A 14,041-nucleotide genomic window follows, 5' to 3' on the forward strand; every position below is an offset into this window, starting at 1 on the left:
CGCAGTCCTTTCTCCCTGTCAATCCTTTCACTACGGGAATTCGAACATGAGCAACCTGAATGGCAAGACCGCCGTCGTCACGGGCGCCGCGAGCGGCATCGGCAAGGAAATCGCGCTGGAGCTGGCCAAGGCCGGCGCAGCCGTCGCGATCGCCGACCTGAACCAGGACGGCGCGAACGCCGTTGCCGACGAGATTAACAAGGCAGGCGGCAAGGCGATCGGCGTCGCGATGGACGTGACCAACGAGGACGCGGTGAACAGCGGCATCGACAAGGTGGCCGAAGCGTTCGGCTCGGTCGACATCCTCGTGTCGAACGCCGGTATCCAGATCGTCAACCCGATCGAGAACTACTCGTTCGCCGACTGGAAGAAGATGCAGGCGATCCACGTGGACGGCGCGTTCCTGACGACCAAGGCCGCGCTCAAGCATATGTACAAGGACGATCGCGGCGGCGTCGTGATCTACATGGGTTCGGTGCACTCGCACGAGGCGTCGCCGCTGAAGTCGGCGTACGTGACGGCCAAGCACGGGCTGCTGGGTCTCGCGCGCGTGCTGGCGAAGGAAGGCGCGAAGCACAACGTGCGCTCGCACGTCGTGTGTCCGGGCTTCGTGCGCACGCCGCTGGTCGACAAGCAGATTCCGGAGCAGGCGAAGGAGCTCGGCATCAGCGAAGAGGACGTGATCAAGAAGGTGATGCTCGGCAATACGGTCGACGGCGTGTTCACGACGGTGCAGGACGTCGCGCAGACGGTGCTGTTCCTGTCGGCGTTCCCGAGCGCTGCGCTCACCGGCCAGTCGTTCGTCGTCAGCCACGGCTGGTTCATGCAGTAACGCCTGCGCCTCCCCGACGGTAGGCGACTTCCGCGCCACCTCCCTTCTCGAGATGGCGTGTCGTCGAGCGACGTCACGCCATCCATCACCGCCGTCCACGGCGGGATTTCTCGGAGCAACTGATGAAACCGCACGCGCGTACAGAAAAGCAGGCCGTCGATGCGTCGGACCTGCGCCACGAAGCCGGCGCGCCGGCCGCTGCGCGGTCGCTGCCGTACGAAACGATCGCGCTCGTCCTGCAGGGCGGCGGCGCGCTCGGCGCGTATCAGGCCGGCGTGTTCGAAGGGCTGCATGAAGCAGGCATTCCGCTCGACTGGATCGCCGGCATCTCGATCGGCGCGCTCAACACCGCGCTGATCGCCGGCAATGCGCCCGAGCATCGCGTCGAGCGCCTGCGCGAATTCTGGGAAACGATCTGCCAGCCGGCGTTCTTTCCCGCGATTCCGGCCGCGTTCGAATTCGCGCTGTTCAACAGCATCGACCAGGTGCGCACGTTCTTCACCGCGTCGCAGGCCGCGAGCGCGATGATGCAGGGCCAGCAAGGGTTCTTCGTGCCGCGCTTTCCGCCGCCGCTGCCGGGTGTGGCCGATCATCCGCAAAAGATCAGCTGGTACGACACGTCGGCGCTGCGCACGACGCTGCTCAAGCTGTGCGATTTCGACCGGATCAATTCGGGCGAGACGCGCGTGTCGGTCGGCGCGGTCAACGTCGGCACCGGCAACTTCGTGTACTTCGACAATTCGCGCATCCGTCTCGAGCCCGAGCATTTCATGGCGTCCGGTGCGTTGCCGCCCGCGTTCCCGCCCGTCGAGATCGACGGCGAGTACTACTGGGACGGCGGCGTCGTGTCGAACACGCCGCTGATGGAAGTGCTGCGCGCCCGGCCGCGCAGCGACACGCTCGCGTTCCAGGTCGATCTGTGGAGCGCGCGCGGGCCGCTGCCGCGCACGATGGCCGACGTCGCCGAGCGCACGAAGGACGTGCAGTATTCGAGCCGCACGCGTTTCGTCACCGACACGCTGCAGCGCGAACAGCGCTACCGCAACGTGCTGCGCCACGTGCTCGAACAGGTGCCGGAAGAGCAGCGCAAGAGCGACCCGTGGTGCGTCGAGGCCGAAGAAATGTCGAGCGGGAAGAAGTACAACATCCAGCACCTGATCTATCAGCAGAAAGCGTACGAGCATCACTACAAGGACTATCAGTTCGGTCTGTCGACGATGCGCGACCACTGGTCCGCGGGCCTCGACGACATCCGCAAGACGCTCGCGGTGAAGGACGGCCTCGCGCTGCCCACCAACGACGCGGGCTTCGTCACGCACGACATTCACCGCCGCCGGTAATGCCGTGTGCAACGGGCCGGCGCGCCGCCTGCGCCGGCCCGTCCTCCTTTCCGATTCGACATGCCGATTTTCATTGCGCTATTCGCGCTCATCGCCCTGGGCTGGGGTGCGGTTCACCTGTTTCACGTCATCGCCGCGCAGTTCGGCCAGCCGGTCGCGATCGCGGCCGCCGTGGTCGCCGCCGCGCTCCTGATCGCACTGGTCGCGTGGTGGCTCAAGCGCCGCCGCGACATCGCACCGAACACGAAGGAAGCAGGCTGGACGCATATCGTGCATCGCGCGTGGGGCGAGTTGCGCGTGTCCGCGACGCAAGGGCTGCTGTGGCTGTCGCATGACGGTGCGGACGGCCGCTATACGCTGTCGCAGCTCGACGGTTGCGAGGCCGCGCCGATCGACGGCCGCTGGCATCTCGTCGTGAGGGTGCGCGATGCCGTGCGCGGCGAATGGAAGCTGCCGATGATGGACAAGCGCGATGCGCAGCGCTGGGCGCGCGTGCTCACGCTGGCGAAGGACAACCGGCTCTGAACGCGCGTTCGGCCCGCACGGCCCGCGCGGGCCGGCCGCACGACGGCCCGCTATCGCGCGCCGAGCGCCCGCAGCGCATCGAGCACGTGCTGCGTCGCCCGTTCGACCGGGCCGGCCCGATGCGCAATTCCCAATTCACGCCACAACGCCGGACGTAGCGGCCGCATGACGATGCGCGCATCCGGCAGCGGGGCGCCGGCCTCGTGCGGCAGCAGCGTCGCGCCGTACCCTGCGGCGACCAGGCTCTTGATCGCATCGTTGTAGTTCAGTTCGATCCGCGGCTCGGGCCGGTGGCCGCCGAGCGCGAACCATTCGGTCGTGAGCCGCGACAGCCGCGTCGTCGCATCGTTGAGAATCAGCGGCCGCGCGGCCAGATACGCGGGCGTCACACGGGCCGGCAGCGGCCAGTCCGCGGGCAGGAAAGCCATCACCGGATCGCGACGCCACGGGCGGATCGACAGCCCCGCGACCGGCGCTTGCGGCAGCGCGACCAGCCCGACATCGAGCGTGCCTTGCGCGATGCGCGCCAGCGTGTCGTGCGACGTGAGCACCGCGATCTGCACGTCGATATCCGGATGCTGCGCGCGCAATCCGGCCACCGCCTGCGGCAACAGGTGCGCGATCGCGCCGGTCGATGCGCCGAGACGGACGCGCCCGGTCAACCCCTGCACCTGTCGCTGCACGTCGTCCAGCGTGGATTCGACTTCCGCGAGCAGACGCCGCGCCCGCTCCACCAGCACTTCGCCGATCACCGACGGGCGCACGTTGCCCCGTGTGCGCGACAGCAGCGGCGCGCCGACGCGGCTTTCCAGCTCGGCGATATGCAGGCTGACGGTCGGCGGCGCGAGATGAAGCCATTGCGCCGCCGCCACGAAGGATCCGTGGTCCGCGATCGCGACCAGCGTACGCAGGCGGTCCAGACTGATCTCGCGCATCACACACCTCTCGTTCAGGAAAGCTGAATCGGACGATCAGCAAATTCAACTTTTCCTATTCTAGGCGTTCGGTGGACGATACGGTTTCCCCGACGACCGAACGCGACGCACACGACCATCATGAGCTTCCCCACTGTCTTCATCGACGGCGACCAGGGCACGACCGGGTTGCAGATTCACGCGCGTCTGCGCGACCGCACCGACGTGCGGCTGCTGACGCTTCCCGCGGCCGAACGCAAGGACGCGGCGCGCCGCGCCGACGCGCTCAACGCGTGCGATATCGCGATCCTGTGCCTGCCCGATGCGGCCGCGCGCGAAGCGGTCGGCTTCATCCGGAACCCGGCGGTACGCGTGATCGACGCGAGTTCGGCCCATCGCACGCAGCCCGAATGGGTCTACGGCTTTCCCGAGATGGCAGACGGACACGCACACAACATTGCGCAGGCGAAGCGCGTGACCAATCCGGGCTGCTACCCGACCGGCGCGATCGGCCTGCTTCGCCCGCTGCTGCAAGCCGGGCTGCTGCCGCGCGACTACCCGGTGAGCATCCACGCGGTGTCCGGTTACTCGGGCGGTGGGAGAGCCGCCGTCGACGCATTCGAATCGGGCGACGCCGCCGCACGCGCGTTGCCGCTGCAGGTCTACGGCCTCGCGCTCGAACACAAGCACGTGCCCGAGATCCGGCAGCATGCGGGGCTCGCGCACCGCCCGTTCTTCGTGCCGGCCTACGGTGCCTATCGGCAAGGGATCGTGCTCACCATCCCGATCGAGCTGCGCCTGCTGCCGGCCGGGGTGACCGGTGAGCGACTGCATGCGTGTCTCGCGCACCACTACGCGGATGCGCGTCACGTCGACGTGATGCCGCTCGCGGACGCACGCGCGGCAACGCATCTCGATCCGCAAGCGTTGAACGGCACCAATGATCTGCGGCTCGGCGTGTTCGTCAACGCGGACGGCGGGCAGGTGCTGCTGTCCGCCGTGTTCGACAATCTCGGCAAAGGGGCATCCGGCGCAGCCGTGCAGAATCTCGACTTGATGCTCGGTGCGCGACACGCGGCGTGACGCTCCGCAGGCATCGTCGACGGTGCCTGCGCACGCCCCCGTAAAAGCTCACCTTTAGCCGGTTTCAGGCCGTATCGTCACCCGCGGCGGCATTGAGGCCGGCCAGCGTCTCCACCAGAAAATCCACGCACACGCGCACCTTCGCCGACGCCGCGACGCGTTCCGGATACACGGCCCAGATGTTCGCGGGCTGGACCGCGTCGGGCAGCACGCGGCACAACGCGCCGCGTTCGATCAGCGGCCCGGCTTCCCAGATCGAGCGCAGCACGATGCCGCGCCCGGCCAGCGCCCATTGCACGGCCACCTCGCCGTGGTTCGTCGACAGCGCGCCGCCGACCTTCACCGTGACCGTTTCGCCGCGCACGTTCAGCCGCCATACGCCGAACGGATGATCGCGCTCCTTGATCGCGAGACAGTCGTGCGACGCGAGATCGGCGAGCGAGCGCGGCGTCCCGCGGCGGGCAAGATAGTCGGGCGACGCGCACAGCACGCGATGGTTCGTGGCAAGGCGGCGCGCGATCAGGTGATCGGCGATGTCGTCGCCGATGCGCACGTCGAGGTCGTAGCCTTCGCCCGCGACATCGACGAGCCGGTCGAACAGATCGAGCCGCACATTCAACTGCGGATAGCGCGCGCTGAAGTCGGGCAGCGCCGGCGCGATGACGTGCCGGCCGAAGCCGAAGCTGCTCGACATGCGCAGCGTGCCGCGCGGCACCGTGCGCGTGGTCGACATGTCCTCGACGAGATGATCGACGTCGTCCAGAATCTTCTCGGCGCGCGCGAACACGCGTTCGCCGGCCTCGGTGACTGTCATGCGGCGTGTCGAGCGATGCAGCAGGCGCGTGCCGAGCTGCGCCTCGAGCATCGCGACGCGCTTGCTGACATACGCGGGCGACACCGCGAGCTGCTCGGCGGCCGCGCTGAAGCTCACGAGGCGGACGACCAGGCTGAACACGCGCAGGTCGTCGAGGTTCGGCGATTTATTCACGATTCGTGGAAAGTCGATTAACTTTTGAGCGATTTTAATCCAGATGGAAATAAATAGAATGACGTGACGGGCCGATGCCTTCCCGGCAGCCGGCCAACCAGCCAAGGAGATTTGCATGACCGACAGGACTTACAGGATTGCCGTGATCCCCGGCGACGGCATCGGCCGCGAAGTGATGCCCGAGGGCCTGCGCGCGCTCGCCGCCGTGACCGCGCGCTTCGGCGTGCGCTTCGACTTCGTCGAGATCGACTGGGCGAGCTGCGACTACTACGCGCAGCACGGCACGATGATGCCGGACGACTGGAAAGCGCAACTGTCGGGCATGGACGCGATCCTGTTCGGCGCGGTCGGCTGGCCCGCGACGGTGCCCGACCATATTTCGCTGTGGGGCTCCCTGCTGAAATTCCGCCGCGAGTTCGACCAGTACATCAACCTGCGGCCCGCGCGCCTGTTCGACGGCGTGCCGTCGCCGCTCGCGGGCCGCCGCCCGGGCGACATCGATTTCATGATCGTGCGCGAGAACACCGAAGGCGAATATTCGTCGGTCGGCGGCACGATGTTCGAAGGCACCGAGCGCGAAGTCGTGATGCAGCAGTCGATCTTCACGCGGCACGGCACCGAGCGCGTGCTGAAATTCGCGTTCGAGCTCGCACAGCGGCGCGCGAAGCGCGTCACCGTCGCGACCAAGAGCAACGGCATCGCGATCAGCATGCCGTGGTGGGATGCGCGCGCGGCCGAGATGGCCGAACGCTATCCGGAGATCGCGGTCGACAAGCAGCACATCGACATCCTGTGCGCGCGCTTCGTGCTGCAGCCGGACCGCTTCGACGTCGTCGTCGCGTCGAACCTGTTCGGCGACATCCTGTCGGATCTCGGCCCGGCCTGCACGGGCACGATCGGCATCGCGCCGTCGGCGAACCTGAACCCCGACCGCATGTTCCCGTCGCTGTTCGAACCGGTGCACGGTTCGGCGCCCGACATCGCGGGGCAATACATCGCGAATCCGGTCGCGATGATCTGGTCGGCGGCGATGATGCTCGACTTCCTCGGCAACGGCACGGGCCGCGAACGCGAAGCGCACGATGCGATCGTCGCCGCGATCGAGGACGTGCTGCGCACGGGGCCGCGTACGCGCGATCTCGGCGGCAACGCGGGCACGCAGGAAGTGGGCGAGGCGATCGCCGCGCGGATCGCGGGTTGAGGGTTGAGAGTTGAGGGGCGTGCCCGGTGCTCGCGCCGGGCGGCGCTTCGTGAATCGGTCTGCGGTGAGCGGCACACGATGCGGTTGCGCACGTGTGCTGACTTTGACGATGCGGCGGCGGCGGTGAACATCGAGCGGTGAGCAACGCGCACCGCTTCCGCGGTTTTTCGTTGAAAGTCGAAAGATGATTCGATCGGTGAGTTGCACGTCGCGCTCGCGCACACCGATCGTCAATGCACGACCGCTTCGACGCGATCGGTGAGATGCATCGCGCAGGCAAGCACACCGCTGCACGTCGACATATGCACCGCTTCACCGGTGCGATGCCGCGTCGATCCGTTCAACGCACACAGTTCGACGCGACATTTCACCTGGTCCCGAAAAATCTCACCTTCAGCGGACGGCTCCCGAATTTCCTCACCATTGAACCTTGGTGACGCGTTCGCCGATCCGTTGAACGCGTGCGCGCATCATCACAGCCCGAGATCGGACAGCCCCGGATGATCGTCCGGACGACGGCCGAGCGGCCAGTGATAAAGACGGTCCGCCTCGCGAATCGGCAGATCATTGATGCTCGCGTGACGATGCGCCATCAGGCCGTTTTCGTCGAACTCCCAGTTCTCGTTGCCGTACGAACGGAACCAGTTGCCCGCATCGTCGTGCCACTCGTACGCAAAACGCACCGCGATGCGATTGCCGCCGAACGCCCACAGCTCCTTGATCAGCCGGTAGTCGAGTTCGCGCGCCCACTTCCGCTGCAGCAGCCCGACGATCTCGTCGCGGCCCGTCACGAATTCCGCGCGATTGCGCCAGCGGCTTTGCGGCGTATAGGCGAGCGACACGCGTTGCGGGTCGCGCGTGTTCCATGCGTCCTCTGCAGCGCGCACTTTCTGGCGCGCCGTGTCGAGCGTGAAGGGCGGAACGGGCGGACGAACTTCGGGGGAAGCGGACATGGGTTGCTCCTGTTCAGGATTCTGGCCGCGATCGAACGCAGCCGGTTCGGATTCGCTGCGTGACTACCGCGATACGGTATCGAGCAGCAGTTCAGCCGTCGCGCGCGCATCGCGCGCGGCGTTTGCATCGCCACTGACGAGCGCCACGCCGATCGCGCCGTCGATCAGCACGAGCCATTGACGCGCGAGGCGCGCGAGCCCGCGGCGCACAATGCCGGTTTCGTCGGCATAGGCGTCGAAGCGCTCGCGTACGAACGCCAGCAGGCGTGCCTTGTGCATGCGGGCGACGACGCGCACCGGATCGTCGGCGTCGGGTATCTCGCCCGACGCATTTAGGAACGCACAGCCGTGAAAGTCGGGCTGCCCGAACCAGTCGCGCAGCACATCGAACATGCCGAGCAGTTGCGCGCGCGGCGCGTGGCCGCGCGCCAGCGTCGCGTCGACGAACCAGCGCATCCAGCGCGCGTCGCGACGTTCGAGTGCGGCGACGACCAGCGCCTCTTTCGATTCGAAATGCGAATAAAAGCTCTTTCGCGCCGCGCCGGATCGCTTGACGATCGCATCGACGCCGGTCGCATGGATGCCGCCCGAATAGATCAGCGCTTCGGCCGCGTCGAGCAGCCGGTCGCGAACGCCCGGTTCGCCCGAGGAGTCGAGAGGTGGGTTCATGGGTTTACGGTAGAACGATCGTTCTCCGTCGTCAACACCCGGATGAAAAGGCCCTGCTGGTGGGAGGGCTGAATCCGTGCCCGAAGCGTTGGCTCGTCGTGTTGAGCCTTCAGCGCGATCCGCGCGAATCGAAGGGTGAACGGATCAAGTAGTGGGCTGCGCACCGATGGGAGGCTGAGCGCGCGCCTCGTACCAGTGAGCCGCAACGCAGCGTGCGGCTCAAGGTTGATGTTCCGGGTTGGTACGATCTCGCACACGGTGGCGAGCGAATGCTCGCACGCCAAGCGAAGCGGGGAAGTACGTGGAAGAGGAAGATCGCGTGCCGAATGGCGCGACAGAAAGAAGCGAAGCGGTTACCGACAGGTGAAGCGAACCTGCCATTGCACGTCACCGAAGCGGGATCGTGTGACGATTCGGCGCGCGCACACAGCTCCCGAATAATCTCACCTCAAGCATTGAATCGCGCGTTTCGACGCGCGACTGTGCGTGCGTGTGTCAACGAAAACGGGGCAGCCGGCAAACGTGCCGCGCTGCCCCGTCTCCGTCGACACCCGACTCAGGCCGTCCAGTCGAGAATCACCTTGCCGCTTTCGCCTGACAGCATTGCGGCGAAGCCTTGCTCGTAATCGTCGGCCGCGAAGCGATGCGTGATGATCGGCGACAGGTCGAGACCGCTCTGCAGCATCGCGACCATCTTGTACCAGGTCTCGAACATCTCGCGGCCGTAGATGCCCTTGATCTCGAGCCCCTTGAAGATCACCTGGTTCCAGTCGATCGCCGTCTGCGCGGGCGGGATGCCGAGCAGCGCGACCTTGCCGCCATGGTTCATCGCCTCGAGCAGGCTCGTGAACGCGCTCGGCACGCCCGACATCTCCAGACCGACGTCGAAGCCTTCGGTCATGTGCAGGTCGGCCATCACGTCGCGCAGCGACTCGCGTGCGACGTTGACCGCGCGCGTCGCGCCCATCTTGCGCGCGAGCTCCAACCGATAGTCGTTGATGTCGGTGATGACGACGTTGCGCGCGCCGACGTGCTTCGCGATCGCGACGGCCATGATGCCGATCGGGCCCGCGCCGGTGATCAGCACGTCTTCGCCGACGAGGTTGAACGACAGCGCCGTGTGCGTCGCGTTGCCGAACGGATCGAAGATCGACGCGAGATCGTCGGAGATCTCCGGCGGAATCTTGAACGCGTTGAACGCCGGAATCGCCAGGTATTCGGCGAACGCGCCTTCGCGGTTCACGCCGACGCCCACCGTGTTGCGGCACAGATGCCGGCGCCCGGCGCGACAGTTGCGGCAGAAACCGCAGGTGATGTGACCTTCGCCGGACACGCGATCGCCGATCGCGAAGCCGCGCACTTCCTGCCCCATCTCGACGATCTCGCCGACGTATTCGTGGCCGACGTGCATCGGCACGGGAATCGTCTTCTGCGCCCAGTCGTCCCACTTCCAGATATGGATGTCGGTGCCGCAGATCGCCGTGCGGCGGATCTTGATCAGCACGTCGTTGTGGCCGACTTCGGGGCGCTTCACACGCGTGAGCGTGAGGCCGGGGCCGCGTTCGAGCTTTGCCAGTGCTTTCATGGTCGCGCCTCCGTCAGATGATGCCGAGCGACTTGCCGACGCGCACGAACGCGGCGACCGTCTGGTCGATCTGTTCGGGCGTATGCGCGGCGCTCATCTGCGTACGGATGCGCGCCCGGCCGCGCGGCACGACGGGGAACGAGAAACCGATCACGTAGACGCCTTCGCCGAGCAGCTTGTCGGCCATGTTCGTCGCGAGCTGCGCGTCGCCGAGCATCACCGGGATGATCGGATGCGCACCGGGCACGAGCGTGAAGCCGGCTTCGGTCATCTGCTTGCGGAACCGCGCGCCGTTCTCGCGCACGCGCTCGCGCAGCTTCGCGCCTTCGTCGCTGCCGAGCAGCTCCAGCACCTTCAGCGACGCCGCGGCGATGCTCGGCGTGAGCGTGTTCGAGAACAGATACGGACGCGAGCGCTGGCGCAGCAGCTCGATCACCTCGCGACGCGCGGCGACATAGCCGCCCGATGCGCCGCCGAGCGCCTTGCCGAGCGTGCCCGTGATGATGTCCACGCGACCTTCGACGCCGCAGTGCTCGGGCGTGCCGCGGCCGTGCGTGCCGATGAAGCCGACCGCATGCGAATCGTCGACCATCACGAGCGCGCCGTAACGATCGGCGAGATCGCAGATGCCCTTGAGGTCGGCGATGATGCCGTCCATCGAGAACACGCCGTCGGTCGCGATCAGCTTGTGGCGCGCGCCGGCTGCGTCGGCTTCCTTCAGCTTCGCCTCGAGGTCGGACAGATCGTTGTTCTTGTAGCGAAAGCGCTTCGCCTTGCACAGGCGAACGCCGTCGATGATGCTCGCGTGGTTCAGCTCGTCGCTGATCACCGCGTCGTTCTCGTCGAGCAGCGTCTCGAACAGCCCGCCGTTCGCGTCGAAGCAGCTCGAATAGAGGATGCTGTCCTCGGTGCCGAGAAACGCGGCCAGCGCGCTTTCCAGTTGCTTGTGCACGGTTTGCGTGCCGCAGATGAAGCGCACCGATGCCATGCCGAAGCCGTCCTGGTCGAGGCCGGCCTTCGCCGCGTCGATCAGGCGCGGATCGTTCGCCAGACCCAGATAGTTGTTCGCGCAGAAATTGAGCACGCCGGCACCGCCGGCGAGCCGCACGGCTGCCGCCTGGGGACTCGCGATCTCGCGCTCGGTCTTGTAAAAACCGTCCGCGCGGATCTGGTCGAGCGTCCCGCGCACCTGGGCGAGAAAGGCATCACGCATCGCAAAGCTCCTGACAGGGTTTCGCATTCCGCAGCGCACCGCTCGTGGCAGCGCAACGGCCTGCTACTGTTATAGTCGGTCGTTCGGTTGACCGCATTTATCCGATATTCCGAACTAGAATTCGAAATATCGAACAACTCTAAGCGAACGGAATCCAAATGGCAAGTTCCTCCGGATCGCGGCGCACGCGTGCCGACGCCGCCCCGCAGCCGCCGGCCGCGACCCCGCCGCGTGTCGGCGAGCAGATCCAGCGGCTGCGCAACGAGCGCAAGCTGACGCTCGACGACCTGTCGCGCGCCGCCGGCGTATCGAAATCGATGCTCTCCGAGATCGAACGCGACAAGGCCAACCCGACCATCGCCGTGGCATGGCGGCTGACGAACGCGCTCGGCATCACGCTCGACGAACTGTTCTCGCAGCCGAAGGCGCCCGAGACGATCCGCGTGGACGGCCCGCACGACATCCCGACGCTCGCCGGCCACGACGGCCGGTACCAGTTGCGCGTATGGGGCCCGATCGACCTCGCCGGCAAGTTCGAGTGGTACGAGCTGACGCTGCCGAGCGGCGGCGCACTGGTATCGAACGCGCACGAACCCGGCACCCGCGAGCACCTCACCGTGCTGCAGGGCGCGATGGAAATCGAGGCCGCCGCCGCGAGCCGACGCCTGAAGGCGGGCGACACCGCGCGCTACCCGGCCGACGAGCCGCATGCGATCCGCAATCCCGGCAAGGCCGAAGCGCGGGCATTGCTTATCGTGATCCATCGCTGACGGCGCGTGCAGTCAGGGCCTGTTCACGCTAATAACGGGCTTGCGCTGGCCGCCCGAAGGGCCGAGCGCAAGGATTGCGACGAAGCGAATACTCGACGTATTCGCAAGGAGCATGACGCGGCGATCGGTCCTTCGGGCGGCCAGCCCCATTCATGATTTTTCCAAACAGGCGAACGCGCCTTTCCGCCCGCAGGCGGAAAGGCGCGTTCGCGAGCCCGTTATTAGCGTGAACAGGCCCCTAACCAAAAGGTCAGTTGCAGGCCAGTTGCGGAAAATACTGTATGTTTGTACAGTATACGGACATTCCGCCATGCACGGGCCGGAGCTGGCGCACCGAGGCGCCCGCCCCGGTCGACAGGAGCCTGCAATGACAGAAGAACAAGATTTGGCCGCGCTCAGCTTCAAGGCTGCCGCGCACGACCTCGAATTGATCGTTCGCCATATCGCGGGGCGCTACATCCGTCAGCGCGTGCCGCTGACGTGGCGCCTGCTGCACGCGATCGAAGCCGAAGCGCTGGCCGATCTCGGCTTTGCCAGCCGGCACGACGCCGGCATGCGTCAACTGTTCGAACGGCCGTCGGACATGGCGTTTCCCGAAACCGACGATCCGATCGATTTCGGCCGCTCGAATGCGCTGCCCGCGGTCTTTTCATTCGCCGTTCTCGCGTACGAAGCCGCGGCAAAGGCGCACGACACCGCGCGTTCCGCGCGCGCTCATCGCCCGTCCAAGGCGTGGGGCGATTGACGGTCCAGCCCCGGCCGCAACGCAGAGCGGCCGGTTCACCCTTTTGCGGCCCGATACGTTGCGGAAAGGGCTACCATATACGCAACTAACGGAATTAATACCATGTCCCTTCCCGTCTCTCCCGACACCGCCGCCACGCCGGAAGAAAAGGATCTATTCGACCGCGATGCATCCGACTGGGTCGTCTCGCCCGAAGCCGCGTTCGACGCGTGGCTGGCGATGCAGGACTATCGCCGCTCGTCGGCCGACGTCTATCGCGCGCAATGGGGCGCGTTTCTCACGTGGATGCGTGCCCATCAAAAGAACCTGGCAACGGTCGATACGCCGACCATCGCGAACTTCGTCGGCGAGTTGCCGATCAAGAAAACGCAACGCATGCGCTATCTCCGGCTGATCGAGCGCGTGCTCGATCATGTCCGCCGCACCGAGTACGCATCGACCAATCCGGCCCGCTTCATTGCTCAGGATGGCGAAGCGAACTGGCGCAAGGCCCGCGACAACGAACCGACCGGGTTCCTCACGCCGGCGGAACGTGCGACGTTGCTCGCATATTTGTTTTCGCCGATCGGCGTATCGGGTTCCGCGTACTGGAAGGAGCGTCGCGACCGCGCGCTCGTCGCCGCGTTTCTCGGTGCGGGCATCAAAACCGGCGAAGCGCGCGCACTTACGATTAGTTGCATCAATACGAGCGGCACGTCGCTGCGGATCGAGTCGACGCATCCGGATTACGCACGCGAAACCCATTTGGCCTCGTTCGCGATCGCGTTGCTCGAAGCGTGGCTCACCGAACGCAAACGCCAGGAGATTCCGGGCGAGCTCGTCTTCCCCGCGTCGCATGCAGGGCGGCCGATGCACAAGGCGACGATGCTGCGCGCGATCGATGCGATCGTCGAATCGGCCGGGCTCACGTCGTCACGCACCGCGCGCGCCAGCCCGCAAACCTTGCGCAATACCTACGCGGCCGAACTGTTCGAGCACGACGTGCCGCCCGAGCGCGTCGGCAAATGGCTGGGCTTCCTGCGGCCGATCTCGTCGAATCGCCTGCATCGCGCATGGAAAAACTGGCGCGACGGGCTGGCCGACAGCAACGATGACGGTGACGCGTCCGACCGCGACGAAACTCACTGATCGCGAAACGGCTGCTCACGCGAAACGATCCGTGAGCAGCCTTGCGTGGCGCAGCCTCACCGTTTCACGGCTCCCGAAAAACCTCACCTCAAACG

General features: G+C 66.2%; 15 protein-coding genes. 9 read left to right on the plus strand and 6 right to left on the minus strand.

The features are described from left to right. Positions 1-46 precede the first annotated feature (46 nt). The 3 genes from HWX14_RS21060 (at position 47) to HWX14_RS21070 (ending at position 2,697) form a co-directional block, all read left to right on the plus strand. A complete protein-coding gene (locus HWX14_RS21060; RefSeq protein WP_115531340.1) occupies positions 47-832 on the plus strand; it encodes a 3-hydroxybutyrate dehydrogenase in 786 nt (261 codons plus the stop codon). 122 nt (positions 833-954) lie between these two features. Beyond that, on the plus strand, positions 955-2,172 hold the full coding sequence (locus tag HWX14_RS21065) for a patatin-like phospholipase family protein (protein ID WP_175884316.1): 1,218 nt from the start codon (positions 955-957) through the stop codon (positions 2,170-2,172). Positions 2,173-2,232: 60 nt separating this feature from the next. Continuing rightward, complete coding sequence (locus tag HWX14_RS21070; protein WP_175884317.1) at positions 2,233-2,697, plus strand: hypothetical protein; 465 nt, start codon at positions 2,233-2,235, stop codon at positions 2,695-2,697. A gap of 50 nt (positions 2,698-2,747) precedes the next feature. Here the strand turns inward: HWX14_RS21070 and HWX14_RS21075 are convergent, their stop codons facing one another. Continuing rightward, positions 2,748-3,632 (minus strand): LysR family transcriptional regulator, encoded by an 885-nt coding sequence (locus HWX14_RS21075; protein WP_175884318.1) that lies wholly within the window; start codon positions 3,630-3,632, stop codon positions 2,748-2,750. A gap of 120 nt (positions 3,633-3,752) precedes the next feature. Here HWX14_RS21075 and argC point away from each other — a divergent pair, with 120 nt between their 5' ends. Then, entirely contained in the window at positions 3,753-4,694 is a 942-nt protein-coding gene (argC, locus tag HWX14_RS21080) for an N-acetyl-gamma-glutamyl-phosphate reductase (protein ID WP_175884319.1), read from the plus strand. Between the two features lie 64 nt (positions 4,695-4,758). On the opposite strand, the gene HWX14_RS21085 is transcribed toward argC, so the two are convergent. Further along, positions 4,759-5,682, minus strand: a complete 924-nt coding sequence (locus tag HWX14_RS21085) for a LysR substrate-binding domain-containing protein (RefSeq protein ID WP_175884320.1) — start codon at positions 5,680-5,682, stop codon at positions 4,759-4,761. Between the two features lie 115 nt (positions 5,683-5,797). On the opposite strand from HWX14_RS21085, the gene HWX14_RS21090 reads away from it, so the two are divergent. Then, positions 5,798-6,883: a tartrate dehydrogenase gene (locus HWX14_RS21090; RefSeq protein ID WP_175884321.1), complete on the plus strand. Its 1,086-nt coding sequence runs from the start codon at positions 5,798-5,800 to the stop codon at positions 6,881-6,883. Between the two features lie 233 nt (positions 6,884-7,116). Beyond that, positions 7,117-7,320 carry a hypothetical protein gene (locus HWX14_RS21095; RefSeq protein ID WP_175884322.1) on the plus strand — a complete coding sequence of 68 codons (204 nt, stop codon included), beginning with the start codon at positions 7,117-7,119 and terminating at the stop codon, positions 7,318-7,320. 36 nt (positions 7,321-7,356) lie between these two features. On the opposite strand, the gene HWX14_RS21100 is transcribed toward HWX14_RS21095, so the two are convergent. The 4 genes from HWX14_RS21100 to HWX14_RS21115 form a co-directional block, all read right to left on the minus strand. Further along, a complete protein-coding gene (locus HWX14_RS21100) occupies positions 7,357-7,836 on the minus strand; it encodes a nuclear transport factor 2 family protein (protein WP_011548744.1) in 480 nt (159 codons plus the stop codon). A gap of 63 nt (positions 7,837-7,899) precedes the next feature. Further along, complete coding sequence (locus tag HWX14_RS21105; RefSeq protein WP_175884323.1) at positions 7,900-8,505, minus strand: TetR/AcrR family transcriptional regulator; 606 nt, start codon at positions 8,503-8,505, stop codon at positions 7,900-7,902. A 556-nt stretch (positions 8,506-9,061) separates the two neighbouring features. Further along, a complete protein-coding gene (gene tdh, locus HWX14_RS21110) occupies positions 9,062-10,090 on the minus strand; it encodes an L-threonine 3-dehydrogenase (protein WP_011548747.1) in 1,029 nt (342 codons plus the stop codon). Positions 10,091-10,103: 13 nt separating this feature from the next. Next, a complete protein-coding gene (locus HWX14_RS21115) occupies positions 10,104-11,303 on the minus strand; it encodes a glycine C-acetyltransferase (RefSeq protein ID WP_175884324.1) in 1,200 nt (399 codons plus the stop codon). 158 nt (positions 11,304-11,461) lie between these two features. Here HWX14_RS21115 and HWX14_RS21120 point away from each other — a divergent pair, with 158 nt between their 5' ends. The 3 genes from HWX14_RS21120 (at position 11,462) to HWX14_RS21130 (ending at position 13,946) form a co-directional block, all read left to right on the plus strand. After that, entirely contained in the window at positions 11,462-12,073 is a 612-nt protein-coding gene (locus tag HWX14_RS21120) for an XRE family transcriptional regulator (protein WP_175884325.1), read from the plus strand. 367 nt (positions 12,074-12,440) lie between these two features. Beyond that, the gene (locus tag HWX14_RS21125; protein WP_175884326.1) at positions 12,441-12,818 is read left to right on the plus strand and encodes a DUF2471 family protein; all 378 of its coding nucleotides are present in this window, start codon (positions 12,441-12,443) and stop codon (positions 12,816-12,818) included. Positions 12,819-12,920: 102 nt separating this feature from the next. Continuing rightward, positions 12,921-13,946 carry a tyrosine-type recombinase/integrase gene (locus HWX14_RS21130; protein ID WP_175884327.1) on the plus strand — a complete coding sequence of 342 codons (1,026 nt, stop codon included), beginning with the start codon at positions 12,921-12,923 and terminating at the stop codon, positions 13,944-13,946. The last annotated feature ends 95 nt before the right edge of the window (positions 13,947-14,041 follow it).

This window comes from Burkholderia sp. BCC0044 (assembly GCF_902832955.1).
In the GTDB taxonomy this organism is placed as follows: Bacteria; Pseudomonadota; Gammaproteobacteria; order Burkholderiales; family Burkholderiaceae; genus Burkholderia.

Excerpts from the sequence above, each read along its gene's own strand:
- HWX14_RS21095 (WP_175884322.1), top strand. The coding sequence starts at position 7,117 with ATGCACGACCGCTTCGACGCGATCGGTGAGATGCATCGCGCAGGCAAG.
- HWX14_RS21130 (WP_175884327.1), top strand. The coding sequence starts at position 12,921 with ATGTCCCTTCCCGTCTCTCCCGACACCGCCGCCACGCCGGAAGAAAAG.
- argC (WP_175884319.1), top strand. The coding sequence starts at position 3,753 with ATGAGCTTCCCCACTGTCTTCATCGACGGCGACCAGGGCACGACCGGG.
- tdh (WP_011548747.1), bottom strand. The coding sequence starts at position 10,090 with ATGAAAGCACTGGCAAAGCTCGAACGCGGCCCCGGCCTCACGCTCACG.
- HWX14_RS21070 (WP_175884317.1), top strand. The coding sequence starts at position 2,233 with ATGCCGATTTTCATTGCGCTATTCGCGCTCATCGCCCTGGGCTGGGGT.
- HWX14_RS21065 (WP_175884316.1), top strand. The coding sequence starts at position 955 with ATGAAACCGCACGCGCGTACAGAAAAGCAGGCCGTCGATGCGTCGGAC.
- HWX14_RS21060 (WP_115531340.1), top strand. The coding sequence starts at position 47 with ATGAGCAACCTGAATGGCAAGACCGCCGTCGTCACGGGCGCCGCGAGC.
- HWX14_RS21120 (WP_175884325.1), top strand. The coding sequence starts at position 11,462 with ATGGCAAGTTCCTCCGGATCGCGGCGCACGCGTGCCGACGCCGCCCCG.
- HWX14_RS21105 (WP_175884323.1), bottom strand. The coding sequence starts at position 8,505 with ATGAACCCACCTCTCGACTCCTCGGGCGAACCGGGCGTTCGCGACCGG.
- HWX14_RS21075 (WP_175884318.1), bottom strand. The coding sequence starts at position 3,632 with ATGCGCGAGATCAGTCTGGACCGCCTGCGTACGCTGGTCGCGATCGCG.
- HWX14_RS21115 (WP_175884324.1), bottom strand. The coding sequence starts at position 11,303 with ATGCGTGATGCCTTTCTCGCCCAGGTGCGCGGGACGCTCGACCAGATC.
- HWX14_RS21100 (WP_011548744.1), bottom strand. The coding sequence starts at position 7,836 with ATGTCCGCTTCCCCCGAAGTTCGTCCGCCCGTTCCGCCCTTCACGCTC.
- HWX14_RS21125 (WP_175884326.1), top strand. The coding sequence starts at position 12,441 with ATGACAGAAGAACAAGATTTGGCCGCGCTCAGCTTCAAGGCTGCCGCG.
- HWX14_RS21090 (WP_175884321.1), top strand. The coding sequence starts at position 5,798 with ATGACCGACAGGACTTACAGGATTGCCGTGATCCCCGGCGACGGCATC.